Source organism: Flavobacterium terrigena (genome assembly GCF_900108955.1).
Lineage (GTDB): Bacteria > Bacteroidota > Bacteroidia > Flavobacteriales > Flavobacteriaceae > Flavobacterium > Flavobacterium terrigena.
Genome location: NZ_FNYA01000001.1, coordinates 239,715 through 265,873, shown reverse-complemented (window position 1 = coordinate 265,873; position 26,159 = coordinate 239,715). Strand labels below are relative to the sequence as shown.

At 30.2% G+C, this 26,159-nt stretch carries 30 protein-coding genes; 29 read left to right on the top strand and 1 reads right to left on the bottom strand.

Going from position 1 to position 26,159, the window contains the following annotated elements; translation table 11 throughout:
* Positions 1 to 5: 5 nt before the first annotated feature.
* Positions 6 to 1,160 (top strand): NAD(P)/FAD-dependent oxidoreductase, encoded by a 1,155-nt coding sequence (locus tag BMX42_RS01350; RefSeq protein ID WP_091307281.1) that lies wholly within the window; start codon positions 6 to 8, stop codon positions 1,158 to 1,160.
* 38 nt (positions 1,161 to 1,198) lie between these two features.
* Here BMX42_RS01350 and BMX42_RS01345 read toward each other — a convergent pair whose 3' ends face one another.
* Positions 1,199 to 2,452 (bottom strand): NAD(P)/FAD-dependent oxidoreductase, encoded by a 1,254-nt coding sequence (locus BMX42_RS01345; RefSeq protein ID WP_091307278.1) that lies wholly within the window; start codon positions 2,450 to 2,452, stop codon positions 1,199 to 1,201.
* A gap of 116 nt (positions 2,453 to 2,568) precedes the next feature.
* Between BMX42_RS01345 and BMX42_RS01340 the strand changes: the two genes are divergently transcribed.
* From BMX42_RS01340 to BMX42_RS01205, 28 genes are all read left to right on the top strand, one after another.
* Entirely contained in the window at positions 2,569 to 4,086 is a 1,518-nt protein-coding gene (locus tag BMX42_RS01340; RefSeq protein WP_091307274.1) for a flexirubin biosynthesis tyrosine ammonia-lyase FlxA, read from the top strand.
* Between the two features lie 59 nt (positions 4,087 to 4,145).
* Positions 4,146 to 5,255: a WG repeat-containing protein gene (locus tag BMX42_RS01335; protein WP_091307271.1), complete on the top strand. Its 1,110-nt coding sequence runs from the start codon at positions 4,146 to 4,148 to the stop codon at positions 5,253 to 5,255.
* A gap of 10 nt (positions 5,256 to 5,265) precedes the next feature.
* Entirely contained in the window at positions 5,266 to 5,997 is a 732-nt protein-coding gene (gene fabG / locus BMX42_RS01330; protein WP_091308754.1) for a flexirubin biosynthesis SDR family reductase FlxB, read from the top strand.
* A 9-nt stretch (positions 5,998 to 6,006) separates the two neighbouring features.
* Positions 6,007 to 7,227: a beta-ketoacyl-[acyl-carrier-protein] synthase family protein gene (locus BMX42_RS01325; protein WP_091307268.1), complete on the top strand. Its 1,221-nt coding sequence runs from the start codon at positions 6,007 to 6,009 to the stop codon at positions 7,225 to 7,227.
* 14 nt (positions 7,228 to 7,241) lie between these two features.
* Positions 7,242 to 7,493: an acyl carrier protein gene (locus BMX42_RS01320; protein ID WP_091307265.1), complete on the top strand. Its 252-nt coding sequence runs from the start codon at positions 7,242 to 7,244 to the stop codon at positions 7,491 to 7,493.
* A gap of 11 nt (positions 7,494 to 7,504) precedes the next feature.
* On the top strand, positions 7,505 to 8,377 hold the full coding sequence (locus BMX42_RS01315) for an LpxL/LpxP family acyltransferase (RefSeq protein WP_091307262.1): 873 nt from the start codon (positions 7,505 to 7,507) through the stop codon (positions 8,375 to 8,377).
* 49 nt (positions 8,378 to 8,426) lie between these two features.
* A complete protein-coding gene (locus tag BMX42_RS01310; protein ID WP_091307258.1) occupies positions 8,427 to 10,082 on the top strand; it encodes a phytoene desaturase family protein in 1,656 nt (551 codons plus the stop codon).
* Between the two features lie 10 nt (positions 10,083 to 10,092).
* Positions 10,093 to 10,995 carry a hypothetical protein gene (locus tag BMX42_RS01305; RefSeq protein WP_091307255.1) on the top strand — a complete coding sequence of 301 codons (903 nt, stop codon included), beginning with the start codon at positions 10,093 to 10,095 and terminating at the stop codon, positions 10,993 to 10,995.
* Between the two features lie 12 nt (positions 10,996 to 11,007).
* Positions 11,008 to 12,141, top strand: coding sequence for a dialkylresorcinol biosynthesis protein DarB (locus tag BMX42_RS01300; RefSeq protein WP_091307252.1), 1,134 nt, complete (start codon positions 11,008 to 11,010; stop codon positions 12,139 to 12,141).
* Positions 12,141 to 12,575 (top strand): hotdog family protein, encoded by a 435-nt coding sequence (locus BMX42_RS01295; protein ID WP_091307249.1) that lies wholly within the window; start codon positions 12,141 to 12,143, stop codon positions 12,573 to 12,575. The genes BMX42_RS01300 and BMX42_RS01295 overlap by 1 nt, the downstream gene beginning before the upstream one ends.
* A gap of 4 nt (positions 12,576 to 12,579) precedes the next feature.
* Entirely contained in the window at positions 12,580 to 13,047 is a 468-nt protein-coding gene (locus BMX42_RS01290) for a hotdog family protein (protein WP_091307246.1), read from the top strand.
* A gap of 96 nt (positions 13,048 to 13,143) precedes the next feature.
* The gene (locus BMX42_RS01285; protein WP_091307244.1) at positions 13,144 to 13,548 is read left to right on the top strand and encodes a flexirubin biosynthesis protein DarG; all 405 of its coding nucleotides are present in this window, start codon (positions 13,144 to 13,146) and stop codon (positions 13,546 to 13,548) included.
* Complete coding sequence (locus tag BMX42_RS01280; RefSeq protein WP_091307241.1) at positions 13,548 to 14,543, top strand: BtrH-related acyltransferase DarH; 996 nt, start codon at positions 13,548 to 13,550, stop codon at positions 14,541 to 14,543. The genes BMX42_RS01285 and BMX42_RS01280 overlap by 1 nt, the downstream gene beginning before the upstream one ends.
* Positions 14,544 to 14,562: 19 nt before the next feature.
* Complete coding sequence (locus BMX42_RS01275; protein WP_091308750.1) at positions 14,563 to 15,306, top strand: ABC transporter ATP-binding protein; 744 nt, start codon at positions 14,563 to 14,565, stop codon at positions 15,304 to 15,306.
* Between the two features lie 7 nt (positions 15,307 to 15,313).
* On the top strand, positions 15,314 to 16,588 hold the full coding sequence (locus BMX42_RS01270) for an ABC transporter permease (RefSeq protein ID WP_091308747.1): 1,275 nt from the start codon (positions 15,314 to 15,316) through the stop codon (positions 16,586 to 16,588).
* Entirely contained in the window at positions 16,563 to 17,012 is a 450-nt protein-coding gene (locus tag BMX42_RS01265; RefSeq protein ID WP_091307238.1) for an acyl-CoA thioesterase, read from the top strand. The genes BMX42_RS01270 and BMX42_RS01265 overlap by 26 nt, the downstream gene beginning before the upstream one ends.
* Entirely contained in the window at positions 17,009 to 18,145 is a 1,137-nt protein-coding gene (locus BMX42_RS01260) for a beta-ketoacyl synthase N-terminal-like domain-containing protein (protein WP_091307235.1), read from the top strand. The genes BMX42_RS01265 and BMX42_RS01260 overlap by 4 nt, the downstream gene beginning before the upstream one ends.
* Positions 18,146 to 18,147: 2 nt before the next feature.
* Positions 18,148 to 18,762 (top strand): 3-oxoacyl-ACP synthase, encoded by a 615-nt coding sequence (locus BMX42_RS01255; protein ID WP_091307232.1) that lies wholly within the window; start codon positions 18,148 to 18,150, stop codon positions 18,760 to 18,762.
* A gap of 2 nt (positions 18,763 to 18,764) precedes the next feature.
* Positions 18,765 to 19,022: a phosphopantetheine-binding protein gene (locus tag BMX42_RS01250; protein ID WP_091307229.1), complete on the top strand. Its 258-nt coding sequence runs from the start codon at positions 18,765 to 18,767 to the stop codon at positions 19,020 to 19,022.
* A gap of 101 nt (positions 19,023 to 19,123) precedes the next feature.
* Positions 19,124 to 20,314, top strand: coding sequence for a beta-ketoacyl-[acyl-carrier-protein] synthase family protein (locus BMX42_RS01245; RefSeq protein WP_091307226.1), 1,191 nt, complete (start codon positions 19,124 to 19,126; stop codon positions 20,312 to 20,314).
* A 3-nt stretch (positions 20,315 to 20,317) separates the two neighbouring features.
* The gene (locus BMX42_RS01240; RefSeq protein ID WP_091307225.1) at positions 20,318 to 21,379 is read left to right on the top strand and encodes a beta-ketoacyl synthase N-terminal-like domain-containing protein; all 1,062 of its coding nucleotides are present in this window, start codon (positions 20,318 to 20,320) and stop codon (positions 21,377 to 21,379) included.
* On the top strand, positions 21,373 to 22,158 hold the full coding sequence (locus BMX42_RS01235) for a polysaccharide deacetylase family protein (RefSeq protein WP_091307221.1): 786 nt from the start codon (positions 21,373 to 21,375) through the stop codon (positions 22,156 to 22,158). The genes BMX42_RS01240 and BMX42_RS01235 overlap by 7 nt, the downstream gene beginning before the upstream one ends.
* A gap of 63 nt (positions 22,159 to 22,221) precedes the next feature.
* Positions 22,222 to 22,848, top strand: coding sequence for a flexirubin biosynthesis/transport protein LolA2 (locus tag BMX42_RS01230; RefSeq protein WP_091307219.1), 627 nt, complete (start codon positions 22,222 to 22,224; stop codon positions 22,846 to 22,848).
* Positions 22,829 to 23,437 (top strand): flexirubin biosynthesis protein LolB2, encoded by a 609-nt coding sequence (locus BMX42_RS01225; protein WP_143055580.1) that lies wholly within the window; start codon positions 22,829 to 22,831, stop codon positions 23,435 to 23,437. The genes BMX42_RS01230 and BMX42_RS01225 overlap by 20 nt, the downstream gene beginning before the upstream one ends.
* Before the next feature lie 9 nt (positions 23,438 to 23,446).
* A complete protein-coding gene (locus BMX42_RS01220; RefSeq protein ID WP_091307213.1) occupies positions 23,447 to 24,094 on the top strand; it encodes an outer membrane beta-barrel protein in 648 nt (215 codons plus the stop codon).
* Positions 24,095 to 24,110: 16 nt separating this feature from the next.
* Positions 24,111 to 24,488 carry an ApeI family dehydratase gene (locus tag BMX42_RS01215; protein WP_091307210.1) on the top strand — a complete coding sequence of 126 codons (378 nt, stop codon included), beginning with the start codon at positions 24,111 to 24,113 and terminating at the stop codon, positions 24,486 to 24,488.
* Positions 24,485 to 24,976: a hypothetical protein gene (locus BMX42_RS01210; protein ID WP_143055579.1), complete on the top strand. Its 492-nt coding sequence runs from the start codon at positions 24,485 to 24,487 to the stop codon at positions 24,974 to 24,976. The genes BMX42_RS01215 and BMX42_RS01210 overlap by 4 nt, the downstream gene beginning before the upstream one ends.
* Before the next feature lies 1 nt (position 24,977).
* Positions 24,978 to 26,156, top strand: a complete 1,179-nt coding sequence (locus BMX42_RS01205; protein ID WP_091307201.1) for a DUF2062 domain-containing protein — start codon at positions 24,978 to 24,980, stop codon at positions 26,154 to 26,156.
* The last annotated feature ends 3 nt before the right edge of the window (positions 26,157 to 26,159 follow it).

Sequence of the window (26,159 nt, the reverse complement as noted above, 5' to 3'; positions counted from 1 at the left end):
ATAGTATGTCAGAGGGTTATCCCTCGTTGCAAAATTCTATTTCAACTCCAATACTTATTATTGGTGGTGGGATAACTGGGGCTTTAATTGCCTATCAATTAATTGAAAATGGTAGGAAAGTTGTATTGGTAGACAAGAGAGATGTTTGTAATGGTAGTACTGCTGCAAGTACAGCATTACTTCAATATGAAATTGATATTCCTTTGCATAAATTGATAGAAATAAGAGGTTTGGAATGTGCAGTTGATAGTTATATAAATTGTGAAAAATCAATCTATAATTTAAAAAAAATTACGGATGCAATAAAAAGTAAATCTGGGTTTGAATTCAAAAAAAGTATTTATTTCTGTTCCTTAAAAAAAGACCTTAAAGATCTTAAATTAGAATATAAAACAAGAAAAAAGTTTGGTTTTGATGTAAGATGGTTAGATAAGTATGACTTAAAAGAAATAGGATTGAATGCTTTTGCAGCAATCGAATCTAAATCTGGAGCTGTAGTAGATCCATATCGATTAGCACAAGACCTGTTGCATTATTGTAAAGAAAAAGGGGTGTTGATTTTCGATCGTACGGATATTATTTCTATAAAAAAACACGTAAAAAAATTACAGGCATTTACTAATACAAAATGTACTATTACAGCGGATCATGTTATTCATTGTACAGGTTATGAAAGTGTTGAAATGCTTTCAAATACTGTTGTAGACTTAAAAAGTACCTTTGTAACCATTTCTGAAAGTTATCCTGATTTACCAAATCCTTTCAAAGATACTATTTATTGGAATACTTCTGATCCTTACCAATATTTTAGGGGAACTTCAGATGGTAGAATTATTATTGGTGGTGGTGATGAAGAATTTAAAGATGCTGAAAGAAGAGATAAATTAATTTGCGATAAAGAAGATTATCTTTTAAAACAATTTGGGAAATATTTTCCAGAAATACATTTTGAACCTGATTATTCTTGGGCTGGAACTTTTGGAGAAACCAAAGATGGACTTCCTTATTTTGGAAAATTAGATTCTAAAAAAAATGAACATTATGTCTTAGGATTTGGCGGAAACGGAATCACATTTAGTGTGTTAGGAATGCATTCAATTATACCTTCATTGGATGGTATTTCACATCCCGACTTAGAATATTATAAATTTGGAAGATAGTATAAATAAAAAAGGGCAATTTTAAATTGCCCTTTTTTTTATTCTTCTTTTTGTGCTTGTTCTTTTTCCATATTAATCATATGGGCCATGTTTTTAATTACATTGTCATGTTTCTTCACAAAAGGATTCTCTTGATCCCAAACATAACCGGCTAAAACGGCGCATATTTTTCTTTTTACATCTGGATTTTCTGGTTGATGGAAAAATAAGGTTTGTAAATTTCCAGTATACCATTCTTTTACATAAGTGGTGAAAACACCAATACCACTTTTCATATATTCAGCAAATTCAGTTTCCCAATTTACTTCAGTTCCATTTAATTCTTTATGAATTAATTTTGCCGATAACATTCCAGATTCTGTAGCAAAAGCCACTCCAGATGAAAATACTGGATCTAAAAATTCTGAACTATTTCCAGTTAACGCAAATCCATCACCATACATTTTTTTAACGGAACGGGAATAATTTTCAAGCTTTACAGGCTCAAATAAAAATTCTACGTCACCAAATCTTTTGATATAATAATCAGATAATTGAATTGCTTTTCTTAATGATTCGCTATTAGAACCTTCAGATAAAGAATTAATAAATGAAGTTGGTCCAACCACACCTAAACTCGTGTTACCATTTGAAAACGGAATTACCCATAACCAAACTTCTGTTTCTAAAATATCAAATGAAATTAAAGTTCCTTCTTCACCTTCTGGTCTGTTTTTATCTTGAACATGTGTGAAAATTGAAGAGTGTGGATCTAATTTTGAAGGCGTATCTAAATCTAATAAACGAGGTAAAACACGACCGTATCCACTTGAATCAATAATAAATTTTGCGTGAATTTCTTTTAAATTACCATCTTTATCTTTAACAGTAGTAATTGAATTTTTACCTTCAAATTGTACCGCAATAACTTCCGATTCAAATTCTAAATCAATTCCTTTGTTAATTACTTCTTTTGCTAAGGTATTGTCAAAATCGGCTCTAGGCACTTGCCAAGTCCAATCCCAACCTTCTGAGAATTTATCGCTAAAATCAAAAACGCAAATTTCATTTCCTCTAATAAAACGAGCACCAAGCTTTTTTTCAAAATTCATTTTATCTAAAGCTGGGAATAATCCTGCTTCATCAAAATGATCCATAACTCTTGGGATTAAACTTTCTCCAACAACTAATCGTGGAAATTTCGTTTTTTCAACTACTTTTACTTTAACACCATTGTTATGTAAATATGAGGCTGAAACACATCCTGACGGTCCTGCACCAATAACTAAAACATCTATAAATTCTTGTGTCATTTTTTTCTTTTTTGTTTGTAAGAATATGTTACCTTTGAGGCTTCAAATTTAATCACATATTTTTTATTAATCTATAAATAATTTGTGATTTTTTAATTAAAATTAAACTACTGATAATGAGCTTGTTAAACGAATATTTAACTATAGAAGATTTTACTTCAATAATTTTTAATAATAACAAAATAGACATTAGCGCCCCTGTAATCAATAGAGTAGAAGAAAGTTTTGCTTTTTTAAAAGAGTTTTCAGGAAATAAGGTTATATATGGTGTTAATACTGGTTTTGGGCCAATGGCGCAATACAGAATTAAAGATGAAGATAGATTACAACTTCAATATAATTTAATTAGAAGTCATTCGTCTGGTACGGGTAAACCTTTAGATGCAGTTAATGTAAAAGCCGTTATTTTAGCAAGATTAAATACGCTTTCTTTAGGGAATTCTGGAGTTCATCCTTCAGTAATTCATTTAATGAAAGAATTTATAAATAGAGATATTACTCCGTTAATTTTTGAACATGGTGGTGTAGGAGCAAGTGGTGATTTAGTTCAGTTAGCTCATTTAGCATTGGCATTAATTGGAGAAGGAGAAGTTTTTTATAAAGGAAAAAGATTACCAACTGCAGAGGTTTTTGAAATTGAAAACTTAAAACCTATTAACGTTGAAATCCGTGAAGGTTTAGCATTAATGAACGGAACTTCAGTTATGACAGGTATCGGAATCGTTAATGTGCATAATTCAAGAAAAATATTAGATTGGTCTATTAAATGTTCTTGTGCGATTAACGAAATTGTACAGGCATACGATGATCATCTTTCTTTAGAATTAAATAATGCTAAGAAGCATTTCGGACAGCAAGAAATTGCTAAATTAATGAGAGAGAATTTATCTGATAGTACTTTAGTAAGAAAAAGAGAAGACCATTTATATTCAGGTAATAATAATGAAGATGTATTTAAAGAAAAAGTACAAGAATACTATTCTTTAAGATGTGTTCCTCAAATTTTAGGACCAGTTTTAGATACGATTAATTATACGTCACAAGTTCTTGAAAACGAAATTAACTCAGCAAACGACAATCCGATTGTGGATGTGAAAAACAAACATGTGTATCATGGTGGTAATTTTCATGGAGATTATATTTCGTTAGAAATGGACAAATTGAAAATTGTTATTGCTAAATTAACAATGTTGTCTGAACGTCAATTGAATTATTTATTAAATTCAAAATTAAACGAAATTTTACCTCCGTTTGTAAACTTAGGTACATTAGGATTTAATTTCGGAATGCAAGGTGTTCAGTTTACGGCTACATCAACAACAGCAGAAAGTCAAATGCTTTCTAATCCAATGTATGTACACAGTATTCCTAATAATAACGACAATCAAGATATTGTTAGTATGGGAACTAATGCTGCGGTAATTGCTGGAAAAGTTATTGAAAATGCTTTCGAAGTTTTAGCTATTGAATTGATTACAATTGTGCAAGCTATTGATGCGTTAAACTTTAAAAACGATATATCTTCTGTTACAAGAAAAATGTATGATGATATTAGAGTTATCGTTCCTGAATTTAAGGAAGATCAAATTATGTATCCAATAGTTCAAAAAGTAAAAGACTATTTAATGCAATAATTTAGTTTTTATATTTAATATAAAAGTTTAAATTGCTTTAAAATCCCAAAGTATTCAAAATGAAAAATTATCTTTTCTTACTATTTATATTTAGTCAAGCTTTTTTCGCACAAGAACATGCGCTTGTAAAACAAAATGAAAAATTTGGTTACATTTCTAAAAATGGAAATTTTAGTATTGAACCTCAATATAAATTAGCTAAAAATTTTTCTGAAGGTTTGGCTGCTGTTGAAAAAGACGGAAAATGGGGTTTTATCAATGTTCAAGGCGAAATTGTAATTGCTCCAACTTATTCCAATGCAAAATACTTTAATAGTGGAATTTGTGTGGTTGAAAAAGGTAAAAAATGGATCTACATTAATAAACGTGGTGAAGAATTAAAAATGCCTGATTCCGATAAAGTGTACGACTTTGAAGATGGAGTAGCATTTATTAAAGTAGCTGATAAAATTGGATTAATTAATCCGAAAGGAGAAGTTGTTGTTGCTCCAATATTTCAAGTAATCAAATCATTTGAGAACGGTTTTGCGAGAGTGAAACAAAATGACAAATGGGGAATTATTGATGACAAAGGAAAATTAGTTGTAGAAGCTATTTATGATGAAGTTGGAAACTATTATAAAAACACCACTTGGGCTCGCTCAGGAACTGCTTTTGGTTTAGTAATCGCAAATAAATTTCAAGCTATAGAAGGTGTAGATAAAATCTGGGATTTTTTGTATCAAGATGTTACTTATGCTAAGAAAAATAATAAAATTGGTTTTATCGATTTAAAAGGAAACTGGATTATCGAACCAAAATTTGATAAAGCAAAAGCATTCAATAAAAATTTAGCACCTGTTTTTATGAATAAAAAATGGGGTTACATCAATTTGAAAGGTGAAGTGGTTATTGAATTAAATTACGCTGATGCAGAAATTTTCAGTAATGACGGTTTGGCTCCAGTTAAAATAAAAGAATGGGGTTTTATTGATGAAAAAGGAAAATTAGTAATTCCTGCCGATTATCAAATTACCGCTGGTGGTTTAATTGCTGTCTTTAAAGAAGACGAAAAAGGATTCGTAAAAGGAATCGCAAGAGTAAAATATAAAGGAAAATGGGGATTCATAACCAAAGATGGTAAAACATTAGGAAATAAATGGTATGAAAACGCAGAGTTATTTCAATAAAAATATAAATATGAAGTGTGCATTAATTACAGGTGGATCAAGAGGAATTGGAAGTGCTATATGTAAAAAATTAGCAGAATCTAAAGAGTATCACATCTTAATAAATTACCAATCAAATGTTGAAGCTGCTGAACAAACGTTAAAAGTTGTAAAAGAGAATGGTTCAACTGGAGAAATTATTAAATTTAATGTTTCAGATGCGACTGAAGTAACTGAAGCCTTAACAAAATGGCAAGATGCCAATCCAAATGCGATTGTAGAAGTAATTGTAAATAATGCCGGAATTACAAAAGACGGTTTATTTATGTGGATGTCTTATGAAGATTGGAATAATGTTATTAATACGAGTTTAAACGGATTTTTTAACGTGACTAACTTTTTTATTCAAAAGATGTTACGTAACAAATACGGCAGAATTGTAAATATGGTTTCAGTTTCAGGAGTAAAAGGAACTCCAGGACAAACCAATTATTCTGCTGCAAAAGGAGCTGTAGTGGCTGCAACTAAAGCATTAGCTCAAGAAGTTGCTAAAAGAAATATTACTGTAAATGCAGTAGCACCAGGTTTTATCAGAACTGATATGACAGGTGAATTAGATGAAAAAGAATTGGTAAAAATGATTCCTATTAATAGATTTGGTGAAGCAGAAGAAGTGGCCGACTTAGTTGGTTTCTTAGCTTCAAGAAAGGCAAGTTATATTACAGGTGAAGTTATCAATATTAATGGAGGAATTTATTCTTAAAAAAAGACTATGAGTAGGAGAGTTGTTATCACCGGAATGGGAATTTATTCTTGTATTGGTACCTCAATTGAAGAAGTAAAACAATCTTTGTACGAAGGTAAATCTGGAATTGTTTTTGACGAAGAAAGAAAAGAATTTGGTTTTCAATCGGCCTTAACTGGTACGGTTCCAAAACCTGATTTGAAAAATCATTTGAGCAGAAGACAAAGAATTAGTATCGGTGAAGAAACCGAATATGCTTATTTAGCAACAATTGAAGCCTTGAAAAATGCCAAAATAGACGATGCTTTTTTCGATGAAAATGAAGTTGGAATTCTATATGGAAACGACTCTGTTTCAAAAGCAATTATCGACGCAATCGACATAGTAAGAGAGAAAAAAGATACAGCACTAATTGGTTCTGGAGCTATTTTTAAGTCGATGAACTCAACCGTAACCATGAATTTATCTACTATTTTTAGATTACGTGGTGTGAATATGACAATTAGTGCAGCTTGTGCTAGTGGTTCTCATTCTGTTGGTTTGGCATATCACTTAATAAAAAGTGGCTTACAAGATATTATCATTAGTGGTGGTGCTCAAGAAATTAATAAATATGCCATGTCTAGTTTTGATGGATTGGGCGTTTTTTCACCAAGTGAAGACAATCCAACTCAAGCATCAAGACCTTTTGATGGAGGTAGAAATGGTTTAGTTCCTAGTGGTGGTGGTGCAACTTTAATTATTGAAAGTTACGAATCTGCCGTAAAAAGAGGCGCTCCAATTTTAGCCGAAATTATTGGTTATGGATTTTCTTCAAATGGTGGACATATTTCTACACCAAACGTTGAAGGCCCAGCAAGAGCAATGAAAAGAGCCTTGGAGCAAGCAAATGTTGATCCTTCTGAAGTTGGATATATCAACGCACATGCTACTTCAACTCCTCTTGGTGATGCCAACGAAGCGAAAGCTATTTTAGAAGTTTTTGGTGAAAACGGCCCGCATATTAGTTCAACTAAATCAATGACAGGTCACGAATGTTGGATGGCTGGAGCCAGCGAAATTATTTACTCAACTATTATGATGTTAAATGATTTCATTGCACCTAATATTAACTTTGAAAACCCTGATGAAGACTCGAAAAAATTAAATATTGCAGCAAAAACAATAAATAAGAAATTTGATGTATATTTGTCAAATTCTTTTGGATTTGGTGGAACAAATTCAGCAATTGTAGTTAAAAAAATATAAAGTTAAAAATGATTATGACAATCGAAGATATTATTGAAAAAGTAAACGAAATTTTTGTTGATGAATTTGAAGTGAATGGCGACGTAATTTCCCCAGAATTAAATTTAAAAGATACACTTGGTTTAGATAGTTTAGATTATGTAGATTTAGTGGTTTCTATTGAAGCAAATTTTGGAGTGAAACTTGGTGAAGCTGATTTCGTTGGAATTGCAACTTTTCAAGATTTTTATAACTTAATCGAAGCTAAAATACAGAACAATAACTAAAAAAAAGTATCATGAGTCAGTGGGATGGAAAATCTAAAGGTACTGTACTTGGATATAAAATATTTGTTTTTTGCATCAAAAAGCTCGGAATTAAAGCAGCATATTCTGTTTTAGTTTTTGTAGCTTTTTATTATTTTATATTTTTAAAAGAAAGTAATAAACAAATATATTATTACTTTCATGAAAGACTTAAATACCCCAATTTTAAAGCAAAACTTATGGTTTTCAAAAGTTATTTTACTTTTGGACAAACTATTATTGATAAAACAGCCATTTCTGCAGGTTTAAGAAAAAAATTCACCTACGATTTTGATGGTGTTGAAATCTTAAATGATTTACTCGCAGATAAAAAAGGTGGTGTACTTATTAGTGCGCACATCGGAAACTTCGAAATAGCAGAACACTTTTTTGGTGAGATCGATTTTGATTGCCAAATTAGTTTGGTTACAACGGATAGAGAACATTCTGAAATTAAACAATATTTAGAAAGTGTCACTAATAAATCTTCTATAAAATTTATTATTATTCAAGACGATTTGTCTCATATTTTTGAAATTAATAATGCTTTGGCAAATAATGAATTGGTTTGTTTTACTGGCGATAGATACTTTCCTGGAACAAAAGTCATGAGAGAATCTTTATTAGATGAAGAAGCAAGTTTCCCGGCAGGACCATTTTTAATCGCTTCAAGATTAAATGTACCCGTAATTTTTGTCTATGTAATGAAAGAAGCTAACTTGCATTATCATTTATATGCTAGAAAAGCAAATACGAAACACCGTGATGAAAAAGGTTTACTAAAAGCCTACACTGAAAATTTAGAAGGAATGATTAAAAAGTATCCTTTACAGTGGTTCAACTACTTTGATTTTTGGAAAAAATAATAATTAAAAAGGCAAAATTGTATTTTCAGTTATTGCTATTATAGGAATAATGGAAAAATTTGATACAATTGTAATTGGTTCTGGCGCTGGAGGTTTATCTACCGCTTTATGTTTAGCTCGTAGCGGGCAAAAAGTTTTAGTTCTAGAACAACATTATGTTCCTGGTGGCTGGTGTCATACTTTCACATTAAACGGACAACGATTTAGTCCTGGTGTCCACTACATCGGATTGCTTGATGAAGGTCAATCTACAAGCGAACTATATAAAGGTTTAGGCGTTGCGAATGATTTGACTTTTTTCAGAATGAATCAAAAAGGTTATGATCATTGTGTGATAGCTGACAAAAGATTCGATTTACCTGCCGGATTTGAAAATCTTCAAAGTAAATTAATTTCCGAATTTCCAAAAGAAGAAAAAAACATTAAAGAATACCTTTCCTTAATTCAAAAAGTAAATTACGAATTGCAATTAATGCCTAAATTAGAAGGATTTTGGCAAAAGATTACAGTTCCATTTCGAACCAAAAACTTTGGTAAATTTTCGCTTTTTAGTTTAAAAAGAGTAATCGGTTGGCATATTAAAGATCCAGTGCTTCAAGCGATTCTTAATTCGCAATGTGGTGATCATGGTGTACAACCTTCCAAAGCCTGTTTTCCAGTTCATTGTTCGGTTATGTATCATTATTTTGACGGTGGATTTTATCCAATGGGAGGCGGAAGTAGTATTGTAAAAGCCATGACAAACAAAATTAAAAGTTATAATGGTGAAATAAGAGTCAGTCAAAATGTGACTAAAATTATTGTTGAAAATAACCAAGCAAAAGGAGTAATTTTAGCAAATGGTGAAACAATTTTAGCCAACACTATTGTTTCAAACGCAGACCCGTCAACCACCTATTTAAAGTTAATTGGTAAAGAAAACATTAGTAAAAAATTAAATAAGAAACTTTCAAAAACCAAATATTCGGTGACATCCTTAATTTTGTTTTTAACTGTCGAATTAGATGTTACTAAATATGGTATCGATTCGGGAAATATATGGAAATTTGAAAACGAAAATATCGATCAACATTTTGCAACTTTAACCGAAGGAAATATTATTGAAGGTGATAAATTTCCAGCTCTTTTTATAAGTTGTACGACTTTAAAAGATCCAGTTAGTTTTAATAGTAAATATCATAACTTTGAAGTGGTAACATATGTTAGTTATGATAGTTTTAAAGAGTTCAATCATGCTGAAGATTATCATTCGGAAGCGTATGAATTGTTTAAGAAAAAAATAATTGAGAAGTTTTTAAATAATATGGAAGAACTAATTCCAGATATACGAAATCATATTGTTCAAGCGGAATTAGGAACACCAAAAACAAATGAATATTATGTGAATTCCACCAATGGAAATGTATATGGAACAAATAAAACATTAAATCAAGTTGGGCCTTTTTCATATAAAAGTAAAACAGAAATTGATAATTTGTATTTATGTGGAGCCAGTACTTTATCACATGGTGTAACAGGTGCAACATATTCTGGATTAGAAGCTGCAGCTCAAATTTTAAAATGTAAGTCGGGCGATTTATTAATAAAAGACGAAACTCAGAAAATTAAAATTTTTGATGCAGAAAACAGTAGCACTTGGAGCGAATTTATACATAAGAAAAGAGAAGATAAAATAAGAAATTTTAAGAAAATAAATCAAAGTTAATATTAGAAGTATGAAAAACGTATTAGTTGTACATTACTCACAATCAGGTCAATTAACTGAAATTCTTGATAATATTACACTTCCATTTTCATCGGAAGATGAAATAAATGTAACGCATTACACAATTGAAATGGAGAAAGAATTTCCGTTTCCATGGAATAAATCTGCTTTTTTTGATGCTTTTCCAGAATCGTTTTTGCAAATTCCATCAGAAATAAAAGCACCATCAAATGCTATTTTAGAGAAAAAATACGATTTAATTATACTAGGTTATCAAGTTTGGTATTTGTCGCCATCAATTCCTGTAAATTCATTTTTGAAAAGTAGTTTTGCTAAACAATTATTTCAAGATACTCCTGTAATTACTGTTATTGGCGCTAGAAACATGTGGGTAAAAGCACAAGAAAAAATGAAAGTATTACTATCAGATTTAGGCGCTAAGTTAGTTGGGAATATCGCTTTAGTTGATAGAAATATCAATCATGTGAGCGTGGTTACAATCGTACATTGGATGTTTACTGGTGAAAAAACAAAATATTTAGGTATTTTTCCAAAACCAGGTGTTTCAGAATCTGAAATTAAAAATGCTTCTAAATTTGGAAATGTTATTCAACAAGCGTTAAAAAATAATAATTTTTTAACCTTACAAGAGGATTTATTAAAATTAGATGCAGTTGAAATTAGAGCTTTTTTAGTTGAAATGGATAAAAAAGCCAATAAAATGTTTAAAATTTGGTCTAATTTCATCATAAATAAAAAAAAATCAAGAGAATCTTGGTTGAAAGTTTTTAATGTTTATTTATGGGTTGCTATTTGGTTAATATCGCCAATTGTGTTTATCTTGCACCTTTTAAAATATCCATTTATTGCTAATAAAATAGCAAAAGAAAAAAACTTATATAAAAAGATATAATCATTAATAATAATGTTTGAAGTTTACATAACAAAATCTAGTAAATTCTTGCCGAATAATCCAATTTCAAATGATGAAATGGAGAGTATGTTAGGGTTAATTAATGATGAATCCTCAAAAGCGAGACGAATAGTTTTGCGAAATAACGGAATTACAAATAGACACTATGCTATTGATAATACTGGAAATGCAACACATACCAATGCAGATGTAACTTTCTTAGCAATTGAGAAATTGTTTGATGATACATTTACATCTGGAAATATGGAATTGCTTTCTTGTGGAACATCTACGCCCGATTTACTTTTACCATCTCATGCCGCAATGGTTCACGGATTATTGAAAAATCAATCTGTTGAATTAAATTCTTCATCTGGTGTTTGTAATGCAGGAATGAATGCGTTGAAATTCGGATTTTTATCTGTTAAATCTGGAAATACAAACAATGCGATTTGTACGGGTTCTGAAAGAGTTTCAACTTGGATGCTAGCGGAAAAATTTGAAAACGAAATTATCAATCTTAAAAATCTAGAAGAACAACCTATCTTGGCATTTAAAAAAGATTTTTTAAGATGGATGTTGTCTGATGGAGCTGGTGCTTTTTTATTAGAAAATAAACCAAGCGGAGCAACTTCTCTAAAAATAGAATGGATGGAAGCTTTTTCATATGCTTCTGAATTAGAAACGTGTATGTATGCTGGTGGAGATAAATTAGCAGATGGAAGTATCAAACCTTGGAGCGATTACAAGTCTAACGAGTGGTTATCTGAATCAGTATTTGCCATTAAGCAAGATGTAAAACTTTTAGATGCACATATTTTGCAAAAAGGAGCTTTAAGCATGAAAACAGCTCTAGATAAAAATAATATTAACGCTGACGATATTACCTATTTTTTACCACACGTTTCATCACATTATTTTGTGAAAGGACTTTATAAAGCTTTGAAAGAGCAAAATATTGAAATTCCAATGGAACGTTGGTTTATGAATTTAAAAAAAGTTGGAAACGTTGGTTCTGCCTCAATTTACTTGATGTTAGAAGAATTAATGAATTCTGGGAAATTAGTAAAAGGTGATACGATTTTATTATCTGTTCCAGAAAGTGGTCGTTTCTCTTATTCATATGCTTATTTAACTGTACAGTAATGGAAAATGTAGTATTACCAATTTTAGATCGTGATTTTGTTGGAAACCTTATTCCACAAAAATTCCCATTTGTAATGGTAGATAAAGTTTTAGCTTTCGAAGAGAATTTTATTACTTCTGGTTTTACCATCGAAGAAACGAATATTTTTACTGAAAATGGCACTTTTCAAGAAGCTGGATTAATTGAACACATGGCACAATCGGTGGCTTTATATACTGGTTATCAGTTTTATTTAAAAAATGAACCTGCACCAACAGGATATATCGGAGCTATAAAATCTATCGAAATTTTTGAATTACCAAAAGTAAATGACAATCTTACCACTAAAGTGAATGTACTTCATGAATTTTCTGGAGTCACTTTAGTTGATATTTCAGTTTTATTAAATAATGTAGAAATTGCTCGTGGGCAAATGAAAACAGTTTTAGCATAATAACATGAGTGAAGTTTCGAAGGATACAGTAATAAATATAAATGACTTTTTACCACATAGAGCACCTATGTTAATGGTAGATTTTCTTGTTGAAATAACAGCTACTTCAGTAACTTCAGTTTTCAAAATCAAAGAGGATAATGTTTTTGTTGAAAATAATTATTTTTCTGAAGTTGGATTAATTGAAAACTCGGCTCAAACTTGTTCTTCAATTGTTGGACAAACTTTCTTTTTCACATCAGACAATGAAGCAAGAGAGGATGTAAAATTAGTTGGCTTTATTAGTGGAATTAAAAAAGCAACCGTTTTTATGTTGCCAAAGGTTGATGATACGATTAAAACATCTGCGACATTAGTTTCCAGATTTGATTCGGATGATTACAGTATTTGTACCATGAAATGCGAAACTTTTCAAGACGAAAATCTTTTATTAGAAGCGGAAATAAATTTATTCATTCAAGAAGTAAAGTAAGATGAAATCACCATTAACAACAAGTTTGCGAAAGCAAACACCAATCAATATTAAAGTGATTCCATAAATGACCAATAAAAAATAAATTTTACATTTATGAAAAAGGAAGAAATACCTCAAGATGAAAGTAATTTATCTAAAAGTAATGTAAAAGAATTATGTTACGCTACAGATGAAAATGGAAATTATACAACAGGTTTAAGCACTGGTTGGGAAGCAAAAACGATCGCTTTAGAAAGTTCTATCAATACTATTAATGAACGTATTGAAGAAGCTAAAGAAAATATAAAATCAGGAAAAGCAAGTCCAATTGTTTATTTCATGGAACTACATAGAATGGATTGGCCAACTTTAGCCGATTATGTTGGTTTGTGGCAATGGAGAGTGAAAAGACACGTTAAACCATCGGTATTTAAAAAACTGAATAACAAAATATTACAGAAATATGCTGATGCATTTCAAATTTCTGTAGACGAATTAATAAATTATAAAGGAGCATAATGAACACCAATTTTACACATCATCAATCAGCACATTGTGAAAACGGAGTGGCTTCTAATTTGTTAAAATTCAATGGAATTGATATAAGTGAGCCAATGGTTTTTGGTATTGGTTCTGGTCTCTTTTTCTTTTATTTACCTTTATTAAAAGTGAATCAAGCGCCAGCCATTAGTTACCGACCAATGCCTGGTTTCATTTTTAATAAAGCTGCAAAAAGATTAGGAATTACAGTTAAAAGAATTAAATTTTCGAGCCCTGAAAAAGCTCAAATCGCCCTAGAAAATAATTTAAAAAACAATATTCCTACGGGTTTACAAGTTGGTGTATACAATTTAACTTATTTTCCAGACGAATACCGTTTTCATTTCAATGCCCACAATTTAGTGGTTTACGGAAAAACGGATAACACTTTTTTAATTAGCGATCCAGTAATGGAAAATGTAACCACACTTACAGAAGCAGAATTAGAAAAAGTAAGATTCGCAAAAGGTACACTTTCACCAAAAGGACAAATGTATTACCCAACGCATCTTCCCTCAGAAATTAATTGGGAAAGTGCCATCAAAAAAGGAATCAAAAATACGTGTTCTGATATGCTAGCGCCAGTGCCAATTGTTGGTGTTGCTGCGATGCGATATTTAGCGAAGAGTATCAGAAAATGGCCGAAATCTAAAGGTGTAAAAGTGGCCAATCACTATTTAGCTCAAATGATTCGTATGCAAGAAGAAATTGGAACTGGTGGTGGTGGTTTCCGATTTATATATGCGGCATTTTTACAAGAAGCTGCCATAATTTTGAAAAATGACAAGCTAAAAGAACTTTCATTTGAAATGACTCAAATTGGAGATTTATGGAGAGATTTCGCTCTAAATGCATCTCGAGTATGTAAAAATAGAAGTAATGTGGAAGACGTTTACAATACTTTAGCTGATCAATTACTTCATCTTGCAAATTTAGAAGAAAAGTTTTTCAAAGAACTTAAAAAAGCTATTTAAGGTGAGTAACGATACAAGCATAATTCAAATCAATCAACTTTATAAGCAATATAAAGATGCAGATTATTTCTCAGTAAATAATCTGAATTTGGCTATTGGTGAAAAAGAAATTTATGGTTTACTTGGTCCGAATGGCGCAGGGAAAACCACTTTGATTTCTATGCTTTGCGGAATAATAAAACCAACTTCTGGGAATTTCAGCATCAATAATTTGACTTACGAAAAGAATGCCTTTGAAATTAAAAAAACGATAGGTGTTGTTCCACAAGAATACGCGCTTTATCCAACACTTACTGCAAGAGAGAATTTATTATATTTCGGAAGTATGTACGGATTGAAAGGCAAAAATCTGAGAGAAAAAGTAGCAACTGCTTTATACCAACTTGGATTATTAAAATTTGCAGATAAAAAAATTGACACCTTTTCTGGAGGAATGAAACGTAGAGTAAACTTAATCGCTGGTATTTTACACGAGCCATTAATTTTATTCTTAGACGAACCAACCGTTGGAGTAGATGTACAATCTAAAAATGTAATCATTAGTTATTTAAAAGAATTAAATGCTAAAGGAACTACGATAATTTATACTTCGCATCATTTATCTGAAGCACAAGATTTTTGTACCAAAATTGCTATTATCGATAGAGGAACGATTTATGCTGAAGGCACACCAAATCAATTAATTCAAGAAACTTCTGGCGCACATAATTTAGAAGATGTTTTTATTTCATTAACCGGTAAAGAACTTCGAGATGATGTATAAATTATGGATGTCCATATATAAAGAGTTTCTTTTACTAAAAAGAGATTTTGGAGGTTTAATCATTTTATTCGTGATGCCTTTAGTGCTAATTATTACCATTACTTTAATTCAAGATAGTACTTTTAGAACGGTAACAGAAAGTAAAATTCCTGTGGTTTTGATTGATAACGATAAAGGAGAAATTTCTAAAACAGTAATAGAAAATTTAAATAAAAGCGGTCAGTTTGAGATCATAACGACTTTAAACGGAACAGAATTAACAGAAACTACTGCTAAGGAAGCTGTGTTTAAAGGAAAATTTCAATTAGCGATAATTATTCCTAAGAACCTAAGTAAAGATTTGCAATTAAAAGTAAATCAAAACGTAGATAAAATAGTGTCTAATTTCGGAATTGGTGATACTTCAGAAACTAAAAAAGATAGTTTACCACAAAAAATAGATAAAAAAGAAGTCCGACTTTATTTTGATCCTGCAACACAATTAACGTTTAAAAATAACGTAAAAAGTAGTATCGATAAAATGATTTCTCAAATAGAAACCAAATCGATTTATGCTACTTTTCAAGAGCAATTAGGTGAAGGAGATGCGCCAATTTTTGAGCAAGAAAGTTTCATTACTTTTAAAGAAATTATGCCAACGGTTGATAATAAAGAAGTGCTTCCAAATTCAGTGCAACACAATGTGCCTGCTTGGACATTATTCGCCATCTTTTTTATCATTGTTCCTTTATCCATCAATATCGTAAAAGAAAAAGGACAAGGAACTCAAATTCGATTATTGACAAATCCAGTACCCTATTCGATAGTAATTGCTGGAAAAACAATTACGTATTTAATCATTTGTATGATTCAGTTTTATCTGATGGTTTTAGTCGGGATTTATTTATTTCCGTATTTAAGTTTACCTGTTTTAGATTTAGATGGGAAATTCTTTTTAATGAGTGTAGTAGCTTTATTTTCTGGATTAGCTGCGATTGGATTAGGGATTTTATTGGGAACAATAGCCAAAACACAAGAACAATCGGCTCCATTTGGCGCGACTTCAGTAGTTATTTTAGCTGCGATTGGCGGTGTTTGGGTTCCGGTATTTGCCATGCCAAAAATTATGCAAGCGATTTCACAAATATCTCCTATGAATTGGGGATTAAATGCATTTTATGATGTTTTACTTCGTAAAGCAGATGCTGTGGAAATTCTTCCAGAAATATTTTTATTACTTTTGTTTTTTATAATTACAATTTTCATTGCCATTCAATATGATAAAAAGAAAAGAGCAGTATAACGAGGCTTCACATTTAATAGTTTCTAGTGATATTAGAATCAGATTTAACGAAACAGATCCATTAGGAATTGTTTGGCACGGCTGCTATATAACTTATTTTGAAGATGGAAGAGAAGCTTTCGGAAGATTGCATGGAATCTCATACTTAGATGTTCAAAAGCATGGATATACAACGCCAATTGTAAAATCGGTTTGTGAACATAAATTGTCTTTACGTTATGGCGATGTGGCTCGAATTGAAACTACAATTGTAGATTCTCCAGCGGCAAAAATGATTTTTAGATACGTAATTTACGATAACAATAATGAAGTAGCTTGTACGGGTGAAACGGTTCAAGTGTTTTTAGATAGCGATGGGAATTTAGTTTTAAATGCACCATCATTTTATGAGGATTGGAAAAAAAGTGTAGGATTAATAAAATGATAGCGAATAAACCCATTTACATTACCGATGCGAATTGCGTAACGCCATTAGGTTTTGATATTGAAACCAATTGGAAAGCACTTGTAAAAGGTGATTCCGGAATTCAATTTCAAGAACAATATGGGAATCTTACTTCCATTTATGCTTCTATTATTGATTCAGATAAGCTAAACGAAAGCTTCTTAAAAGTTTCGAATGATAGTACTTTTTCTAAATTAGAAAAAATGCTCATTTTAGCTTTGTATCCTGTTGTTAGTAAAAATAAAATTACTGAGAAATCGGTTTTAATTCTTTCAACAACTAAAGGAAATATTTCGGCATTAGAAAATCAAGATGCTCCAATTGAAGACGCACAATTAAGTACTTTAGTAAAGAAAATAAACACATTTTTTGGTTTTAAAACAGAACCAATTATTGTGTCAAACGCATGTGTTTCTGGAGTTTTAGCAGTTTCAACAGCGAAAAGAATGATTCAGTTCGGAGCTTATGATAATGCTTTTATTATTGCTGGTGATGAAATTTCAGAATTTGTTTTGTCTGGTTTCAATTCCTTTCAAGCGATGAGTAATTTGCCTTGTACACCTTATGATGCTTCAAGAAATGGAGTAACTCTTGGAGAAGCAAGTGCGGCCGTTTTTGTTACGACAAAAAAACCAAGTCATAACGCTGTTGCTATTATTGGTGATGGAGCCGTAAATGATGCAAATCATATTTCTGGACCCTCAAGAACGGGTGATGGTTTACATAAAAGTATTGAAAGTGCTTTTAAAGAAGCCAACATTGAAAAAAGTAAATTAGATTATATTTCGGCTCACGGAACCGCGACATTATATAATGACGAAATGGAAGCGATTGCGTTTTCTCGTTCCAATATTGATAATGTGGCAGTTAATAGTTTGAAAGGCTATTATGGTCATACCTTAGGCGCTTCGGGATTATTAGAAATTGTAATTGCTTTGCAATCGGTGTATAACCAAGAATTATTAGCATCAAAAGGATATTCTAACTCTGGAGTTTCAATTCCAATTGATGTTCTAAAAGAAAATAGAAAACAAGAAATTACGTATTTCTTAAAAACAGCATCAGGTTTTGGTGGATGTAACACAGCAATATTGTTTGAAAAAATAAATTAGAATTGACAACAAATTATCACATATCAAACTATTGTAAAATAGAAAACAATTCACTTCAAGTAAACGGAACCACCGTTTTGGAAATGAAAGACGTCTTGTTTCCGGAATTTATAAAAAACGCCTCAAAAGCAATTGAATTAGAGTATCCGAAATTTTTTAAAATGGATAATTTAAGTAAATTAGCTTTTTTAGGTGCTGAAGCAATTTTGAAAAACAACATCAATTTAGATATTGAAAATAATATTGCATTAGTATTTGCGAACAAAGCGTCAAGTTTAGATACAGATGTAAAATACCAAGAATCCATTTCTGATAAAGAGAATTATTTTCCTAGTCCAGCTGTATTTGTGTACACTTTACCAAATATTTGCGTAGGCGAAATCAGTATTAAAAATCAATTGAAAACAGAAAATGCGTTCTTTGTTTTTGATGATTTTAAAGCAGAATTCATGTCGGATTACACATCGTATTTATTAGAAAGCGGTAAAGCAGAGAAAGTACTATGCGGTTGGGTAGAATTTTATAAAAATGATTATAAAGCTTTTGTTTATTTGGTTGAAAAATCAGGAACAACGGCTCACAACAAAGAAGTAATACAAACACTATATAATAAATAATTATGGAAGCATTAAAACAAGAATTAAAAGCAAAAATTATTGAAGCACTTAACTTAGAAGATATTTCAATTGAAGATATAAATGATAATGATCCTTTATTTGGAGAAGGTTTAGGTTTAGATTCAATCGATGCTTTAGAATTAATTGTTCTTTTAGATAAAGTTTACGGAATCAGATTAGCTGATCCTAAACAAGGGAAAGCCATTTTCGAATCAGTTGAAACTATGGCAAAATATATTGAAGAACACAGAACAAAATAATATTAAATGAAATCACCACTAATAACAAGTTTGCGTAAGCAAATACTAATAAATAAAAGGTGATAACATATATGACCGCTAAAAAATAAATTTCAACATATATGAAAGTTGCAATTACAGGTATGGGAATTATTTCTTCAATAGGTACAACTGTTGAAGAAAACTTCCATTCATTAGTTTCTTTAAAAACAGGACTTTCTACTATTTCAAATATAGAAACCATTCATAAAGACATAATTAAAGTAGGAGAAATTAAACAAACTAATGAACAATTAGCAGCGCAACTTAATTTACCACAAGACAATAATTTTTCAAGAACGGCATTATTAGGAGCAATTGCAGCAAAACAAGCTGTAGAAGATGCTAATATTACGGATATTAATGAATATAAATCAGGATTAATTTCAGCAACTAGCGTTGGTGGAATGGATATGACTGAGAAATATTTTTACGATTATTTTGAAAACGAAGCTTGTCAAAAATATATCACGAGTCACGATATTGGCGATAATTCTCAAAAAATTGCCAATTGCATCGGATTAAAAGGATTAGTTACTACGATAAGTACAGCTTGTTCTTCTGCGGCAAATGCAATTATGCTTGGCGCGAGATTAATCGAATCAGGTGAATTAGATAGAGTAGTTGTGGGTGGAACGGATGCTTTGGCAAAGTTCACTATCAACGGATTTAAAACTTTAATGATTTTGTCTGATGATTACAATGCTCCTTTTGATAATAACAGAAAAGGTCTTAATTTAGGTGAAGCAGCAGCTTTTTTAGTTTTAGAATCTGATGCAATCGTAAAAAAACACAATAAAAAAGTATTGGCTTATGTAGCTGGATTCGGGAATGCGAATGATGCTTTTCATCAAACTGCCTCTTCTGAAAACGGTGATGGTGCTTTTTTAGCGATGAATAAAGCGTTCAAAATGGCTAAAATTCAACCAAGTGAAATTGATTATATCAACGCGCACGGAACTGCTACTCCAAATAACGATTTATCTGAAGGAAGAGCCATTATCAGAATATTTGGCGACAATGTTCCAGATTTTAGTTCTACAAAACCTTTTACTGGTCATACTTTAGCAGCAGCTGCTGGTATTGAAGCGGTTTATAGTGTTTTGGCACTTCAAAATAATGTGGTGTATCCAAATTTGAATTTTAAAACAAATATGGAAGAATTCAACTTAACACCACAACTTACATTAAAAGAAAAAGAAATCAATCATGTACTTTCCAATTCTTTCGGTTTTGGAGGGAATTGTTCCACTTTAATATTTTCTAAAAACTAAGTGATGAAAAAGTGCTACATAAACGGAATGGGATGCGTTTCTGCTCAAGATACTTACGAAACTTCTTTCTTAGAATCGGTTGTAATTAACACAACTGAAAATATTATTTATGCGATTCAACCTTCGTATAAAGAATTAATTCCGCCAGCCGCAGCAAGACGAATGGCAAAAGGAGTGAAGATGGGTTTAGCGGCTTCTACAAAAGCTTTAAAAGAAGCAAATGTTGAAGTTCCAGATGCTATCATTACCGGAACAGGAATGGGTTGTATTGAAGATTCTGAAAAGTTCTTAAGAGCTTTATTAGATAATAATGAAGAGTATTTAACGCCAACCAATTTTATACAATCTACTCATAATACCGTTGGTGGACAAATTGCATTAGGATTAGGATGTAAAGGGTATAATTTTACCTATGTAAATGGTGCGATTTCTTTTGAATCCGCTTTGTTAGATGCCAAATTACAATTGGAAAATGAGGAAGAAAACTCTATTTTAGTTGGTGCAGCAGATGAAACTTCTTCACATACCATGGAGTTGTTTAAACTGATCAATATCATTAAAAAAGAAAGTGATCAACCGTATTCAGTTTTAGGTTCCAATTCAACTGGAGTTATTTATAGTGAAGGTGCAACATTTGTAGCTTTAGAAAATATTCATAAAGACAGTTCTTATGCTGTTTTAGAAGCTCTACAAATTCAAAATGAATTAAAGGTTGAAGAAGTGGAAAGTTTTATTACAGCTTTTTTAAATAAGAATAATCTAAAATTAGAAGATATTGATGCTGTTGTTTTTGGAAACAATGGTGATGTTACTTTTGATACTTATTATTCAGAAGCGAGTTCACTATTCAACCAAATACCACAAATTTATTATAAGCATTTAAGTGGCGAATTTAATACCGCTTCAGCATTTGGTTTTTGGGTTGCGGCTTCAATTATTAAAAGCCAAATTATTCCTCAAAGTATAAAAATGAACGCAATTGAAAAAAATACTTTTTCAAAGGTTTTATTATATAATCAATACCAAGGAAAAGACCAAAGTTTAGTGCTTTTATCAAAATGTTAAGACATAAATATTCTGTTTTTATATTTTTCATACTGCTAGCCTTTTTGTTTTTTACTAAGGCTAGTGTTCTTTTATATGTTTTATTGTTTTTAGCCTTTTTGGCGATAACTTCTTGGGGTGCATTCGATATTAGACTGAATTATTTTTCAAAAAATATTTGCCAAAGCAATAATAAAATTGACAAAGAAATAGCCATAACTTTTGATGATGGACCACACGAAAAAACAGAAGAAATTTTAGATATCTTACTAAAGTACAATGCGAAAGCTACTTTTTTTTGTATTGGAAAACAAATAGAAAAATACCCACAAATTTTAAAAAGAATAGTTGCTGAAGGACATAATATTGGTAATCATTCCTATTCGCATTCTAATTGGAATGGTTTTTTTTCTTCTCAAAAAATAGCTTCCGAAATTGAACAAACCAGAGAATTAATTTCTCAAATCGCGCATAACAAAACAAGGCTTTACAGACCACCATTTGGAGTTACAAATCCGAATATTGCTCACGCTATTTCTAAAACAAATCAAGTTGTAATTGGCTGGAATATACGTTCTTTAGATACAGTTATTGAAAGTGAGGTTTTAATTTTTGAAAGAATTAAAAAAAGAGTAAAACCAGGTAGTATTATTTTATTACACGATACTTCTGCAAAAACTGTATGGGTTTTGGAACAGTTATTGCTATTTTTGCAGTCTGAAGGTTATAAAACAAAAACCATTGAGCAATTATTAGACATTCAAGCCTATGAAATCACCAATAATAATGAGTTTGTGTAAACAAACATCAATAAATAAAAAGGTGATAACATATATAACCTATAAAAAATAAAGCATACATATATGAAAACTAAACTTTTATTATTGACGATTTTACTTTGTAGCTTTAAAATAAGCACACAAGAAATAAAAATGTCTGCTCAAGAAATAGCTAAATTTAAAGAAACAGTTGAAAGTCAGTCTAAAAGTATTAAAACCATAAAAACTGATTTCGTTCAAATTAAACACATGGACTTTCTAACGAAAGATATTGAAAGTTCTGGAAAACTTAATTTTAAAGTGCCAAATACACTAAGTTGGCAATATACAAAGCCTTATCAATACAGTATTATTTTTAAAAATAATAAAGTGTATATCAACGATCAAGGGAAAAAAAGTACAGTTGATGCCAAAAGCAAAATTTTCGAAAAAATTAATAAACTTATTGTTGGAAGTGTAAGCGGTAATATGTTTGACGATAAAGAATTTGATATTTCTTATTTTAAAACCAAACAACATTACATCGCCAAATTAATTCCTAAAACGGCAGCCATAAAAAAAATGATCAAACAAATTGATTTATATTTTCCATTAAAAGAAAATACAGTTTCTGAAGTTAAATTAATTGAATCATCTGGAGATTACACCAAAATTACATTCAAAAACAAAATACTAAATGCAAAAATTGATGATGCGGTATTTACTAATTAGTACTTTCTTTTGCCTTTTTTTATCTTGTAAATCGTATCAAATTCCTGATGCTGTTGAAGTTGAGAATACTTTGCCAGTTGTTCAAAATCAATACTTTTCAGATGCCTCATTAGATTATGTGTATAAAACCCACATTGAAATTTATGGAAATGATATGAGTGGTATTTTTATCGTAAAACGCATGAATGATAGCATTCACAGAATGGTGTTAACAACAGATTTTGGTAACAAACTATTAGATTTTGAGATTTCAAAAAACACTTTTAAAGTAAATTATGTTTTTGATAAACTCGATAAGAAAATTATTCTCAACACACTTAGAGATGATTTTAGAACCTTGTTACAAGTGAATAATAAAGTTTTAAAAAAATATAATAGAAACAACGAAACTATTTATCGAACTGAAAATAATCAATATTATTATATCGATTTGATTACAAATAATTTGAATAAAATAATTAAAACAAATAAAAGAAAGGAGAAGGTTATTTTTACATTTAACTCAAAAAAAACTACTTTTGCAGAAAATATATCAATTCAGCATCATAATATTAAACTAAAAATAGAATTTAATCAAATAATCAATTAAACAATCAAAATGAAAAAGGCGCTTTATTTATTCGCAATTATTTTAGGAGGTATTACAATTAGTAATGCTCAAGTTACTTTTAAACCTGGTATTAGAGGTGGTTTAAACGTTTCTCATTTCTCTAAAGGAAATGATGCATATTATGATGATGCATATTATTATGAAGGAAACAATGGGCAAAGAAGAAATTTTGAATCAAAAACGAGTTTTTATATTGGCTTATTTGGTGATTTAAAACTTACAAAATATTATTCATTACAACCTGAATTGAACTATTCTAGACAAGGTTCTACTTTAAATTATATTGATTCTAATGATAATAGAAATAATTTAGATTATGAGTTATCTTATTTATCTTTAGGTGTAGCTAATAAATTTACTTTTAATAAATTTAATATTCATGTTGGACCAACAATTGACTTTTTAGTTGATAGTAATGTAATAGATAGCAACACTAATAATTATTATTATGGTGATTGGTATGATGCAAATGTTGATTTAGCTTTCTTTTTAGGAGCTGGATATGATATTACAAAAAACTTCGGAGTTGAAGCGAGAATTAAAAAAGGAATTATTCCAGTTTTAGATTATTCTGACGGAAACCATACTAATGTTGTGTTCTCTTTTGGAGCATTCTATAAATTTGATGTAAAATAATATTAATACAAAACTTATGTTGTTACAGGATTTTTATAAAGTTGATAAAATTGATACCGTTAATGAAGGCAAATATTTGGCTTCTATTACGTTGAATAAAAATCACGCAATTTTCAAAGGACATTTCCCTGGAAATCCTGTAACACCAGGAGTTTGTATGATGCAAATAGTCAAAGAGATTACAGAAAGCGTTTTGAATGTTAGTTTAACAATGGTTAGTACTACAAACGTTAAATTCATGGCTATTATTAACCCTGAAGTAAACGCTGAATTAACATTAGATTTAGAAATTTCGGAAAATGAGGCTTCTGAAATTAAAGTTAAAAACACTACAAGTTTTGAAGAAACTGTAGCATTAAAATTATCTAATACATACAAAAGAACCACTTCTTGAAAGTAATTTTTTCAATACTATTTGCTATAACTTTCTCTGTTTTTCAAAGTTATAACTTAGCAGACATTCGAAAAATGTATGTGGAATCCTCAGATTCTAAAATTAACACCACTAAGTTTTATGATTTTATGAATAAATATTCAAAAAATGATGAAACTTTATTAGCTTATAAAGGCGCTTCAATTGCTTTAAAAGCGAAGCATGCTACAGGAATTAAGCAAAAAAAAGAATTATTTATTAAAGGTGTTACCATTTTGGAATCAGTAATAAAAGCGAATCCAAATAATGTTGAAAATCGCTTAATTCGATTGAGTATTCAAGAAAACACACCTAAACTATTAAAATATAAAGAAAATATTGACGCTGATAAAAAACAAATCTTACTTTTGTTTAGTAAGCAATCAGTTGATTTAAAGGAATATATTAAAAAGTATGTAAATCAATCTTTAGTATTTACAAAAGCTGAAAAACAACAATTAAATAAATAGAATGCTTTCAAATTCTACTATTTCTGAAACATTAAATCTAAAAAAAGTTTGTGTTATTGTTCCAACTTACAATAATCACAAAACTTTGAATAGGGTTATTGATGGTGTATTGCAATATACCACTAATGTTATTGTTGTAAATGATGGTTCTACCGATAACACATCTGAAATCATAAATTCGTATACATCGATTGATTCTATTCTTATTCCGAAAAATAAAGGAAAAGGAAATGCACTTCAATTAGGTTTTAAAAAAGCCATTGAAAAAGGATATCATTACGCGATTACAATCGATTCTGATGGACAACATTTTCCTGATGATATTCCTGTTTTTTTAGAAGAGTTAGCTAAAAAAGAAAGTAATATTTTGCTAATTGGTAGCCGAAATATGAACCAAGAAGGTGTGCCTAAAAAAAGTAGTTTTGGGAATAAATTTTCTAACTTTTGGTTTTGGTTTGAAACCGGAATTAAATTAGAAGACACACAATCTGGTTACAGATTATATCCGTTATTACATCTTCCAAAAAAATATTTTACGAATAAATTTGAATTTGAAATTGAGGTCATTGTTCGTGCCGCTTGGAAAGGAACAGAAGTAAAAAATATTCCAGTTAAAATCTTATACGATCCAGAAGAACGTGTTACGCATTTCAGACCTTTTAAAGATTTTACAAGAATTAGTATTCTGAATACGATTTTAGTTATCATCACACTTTTATACATCAAACCGAGAGATTTCTTTAGAAATTTTCAAAAAAAAAAAATTAAACAATTCATAAAAGAAGAGATTTTACAGAGCAATGATTCTAATTTAATCAAATCTTTATCAATTGCTTTAGGTGTTTTTATCGGAATTGCTCCATTTTGGGGATTTCAAACTGTCTTGGTATTGTTTTTAGCGGTTTTATTCAGATGGAATAAAATATTAGCTTTTACATTTTCAAACATCAGCATTCCACCAATGATTCCATTTATAATTTATGGATCATTACAAATGGGTTCTTATTTCGTAAAGGGAAATGGAAACTTTTATCAATATCAAAATTTGACTTTCGAAACCATAAAAAATCATACCTCTCAATATTTAGTTGGAAGTTTTATTTTAGCTACAATCGCCGCTTTTACTTTCGGAATAGCTAGTTTTTTCTTACTTTCGCTTCTGCATAAAACTAAAAAATAATTC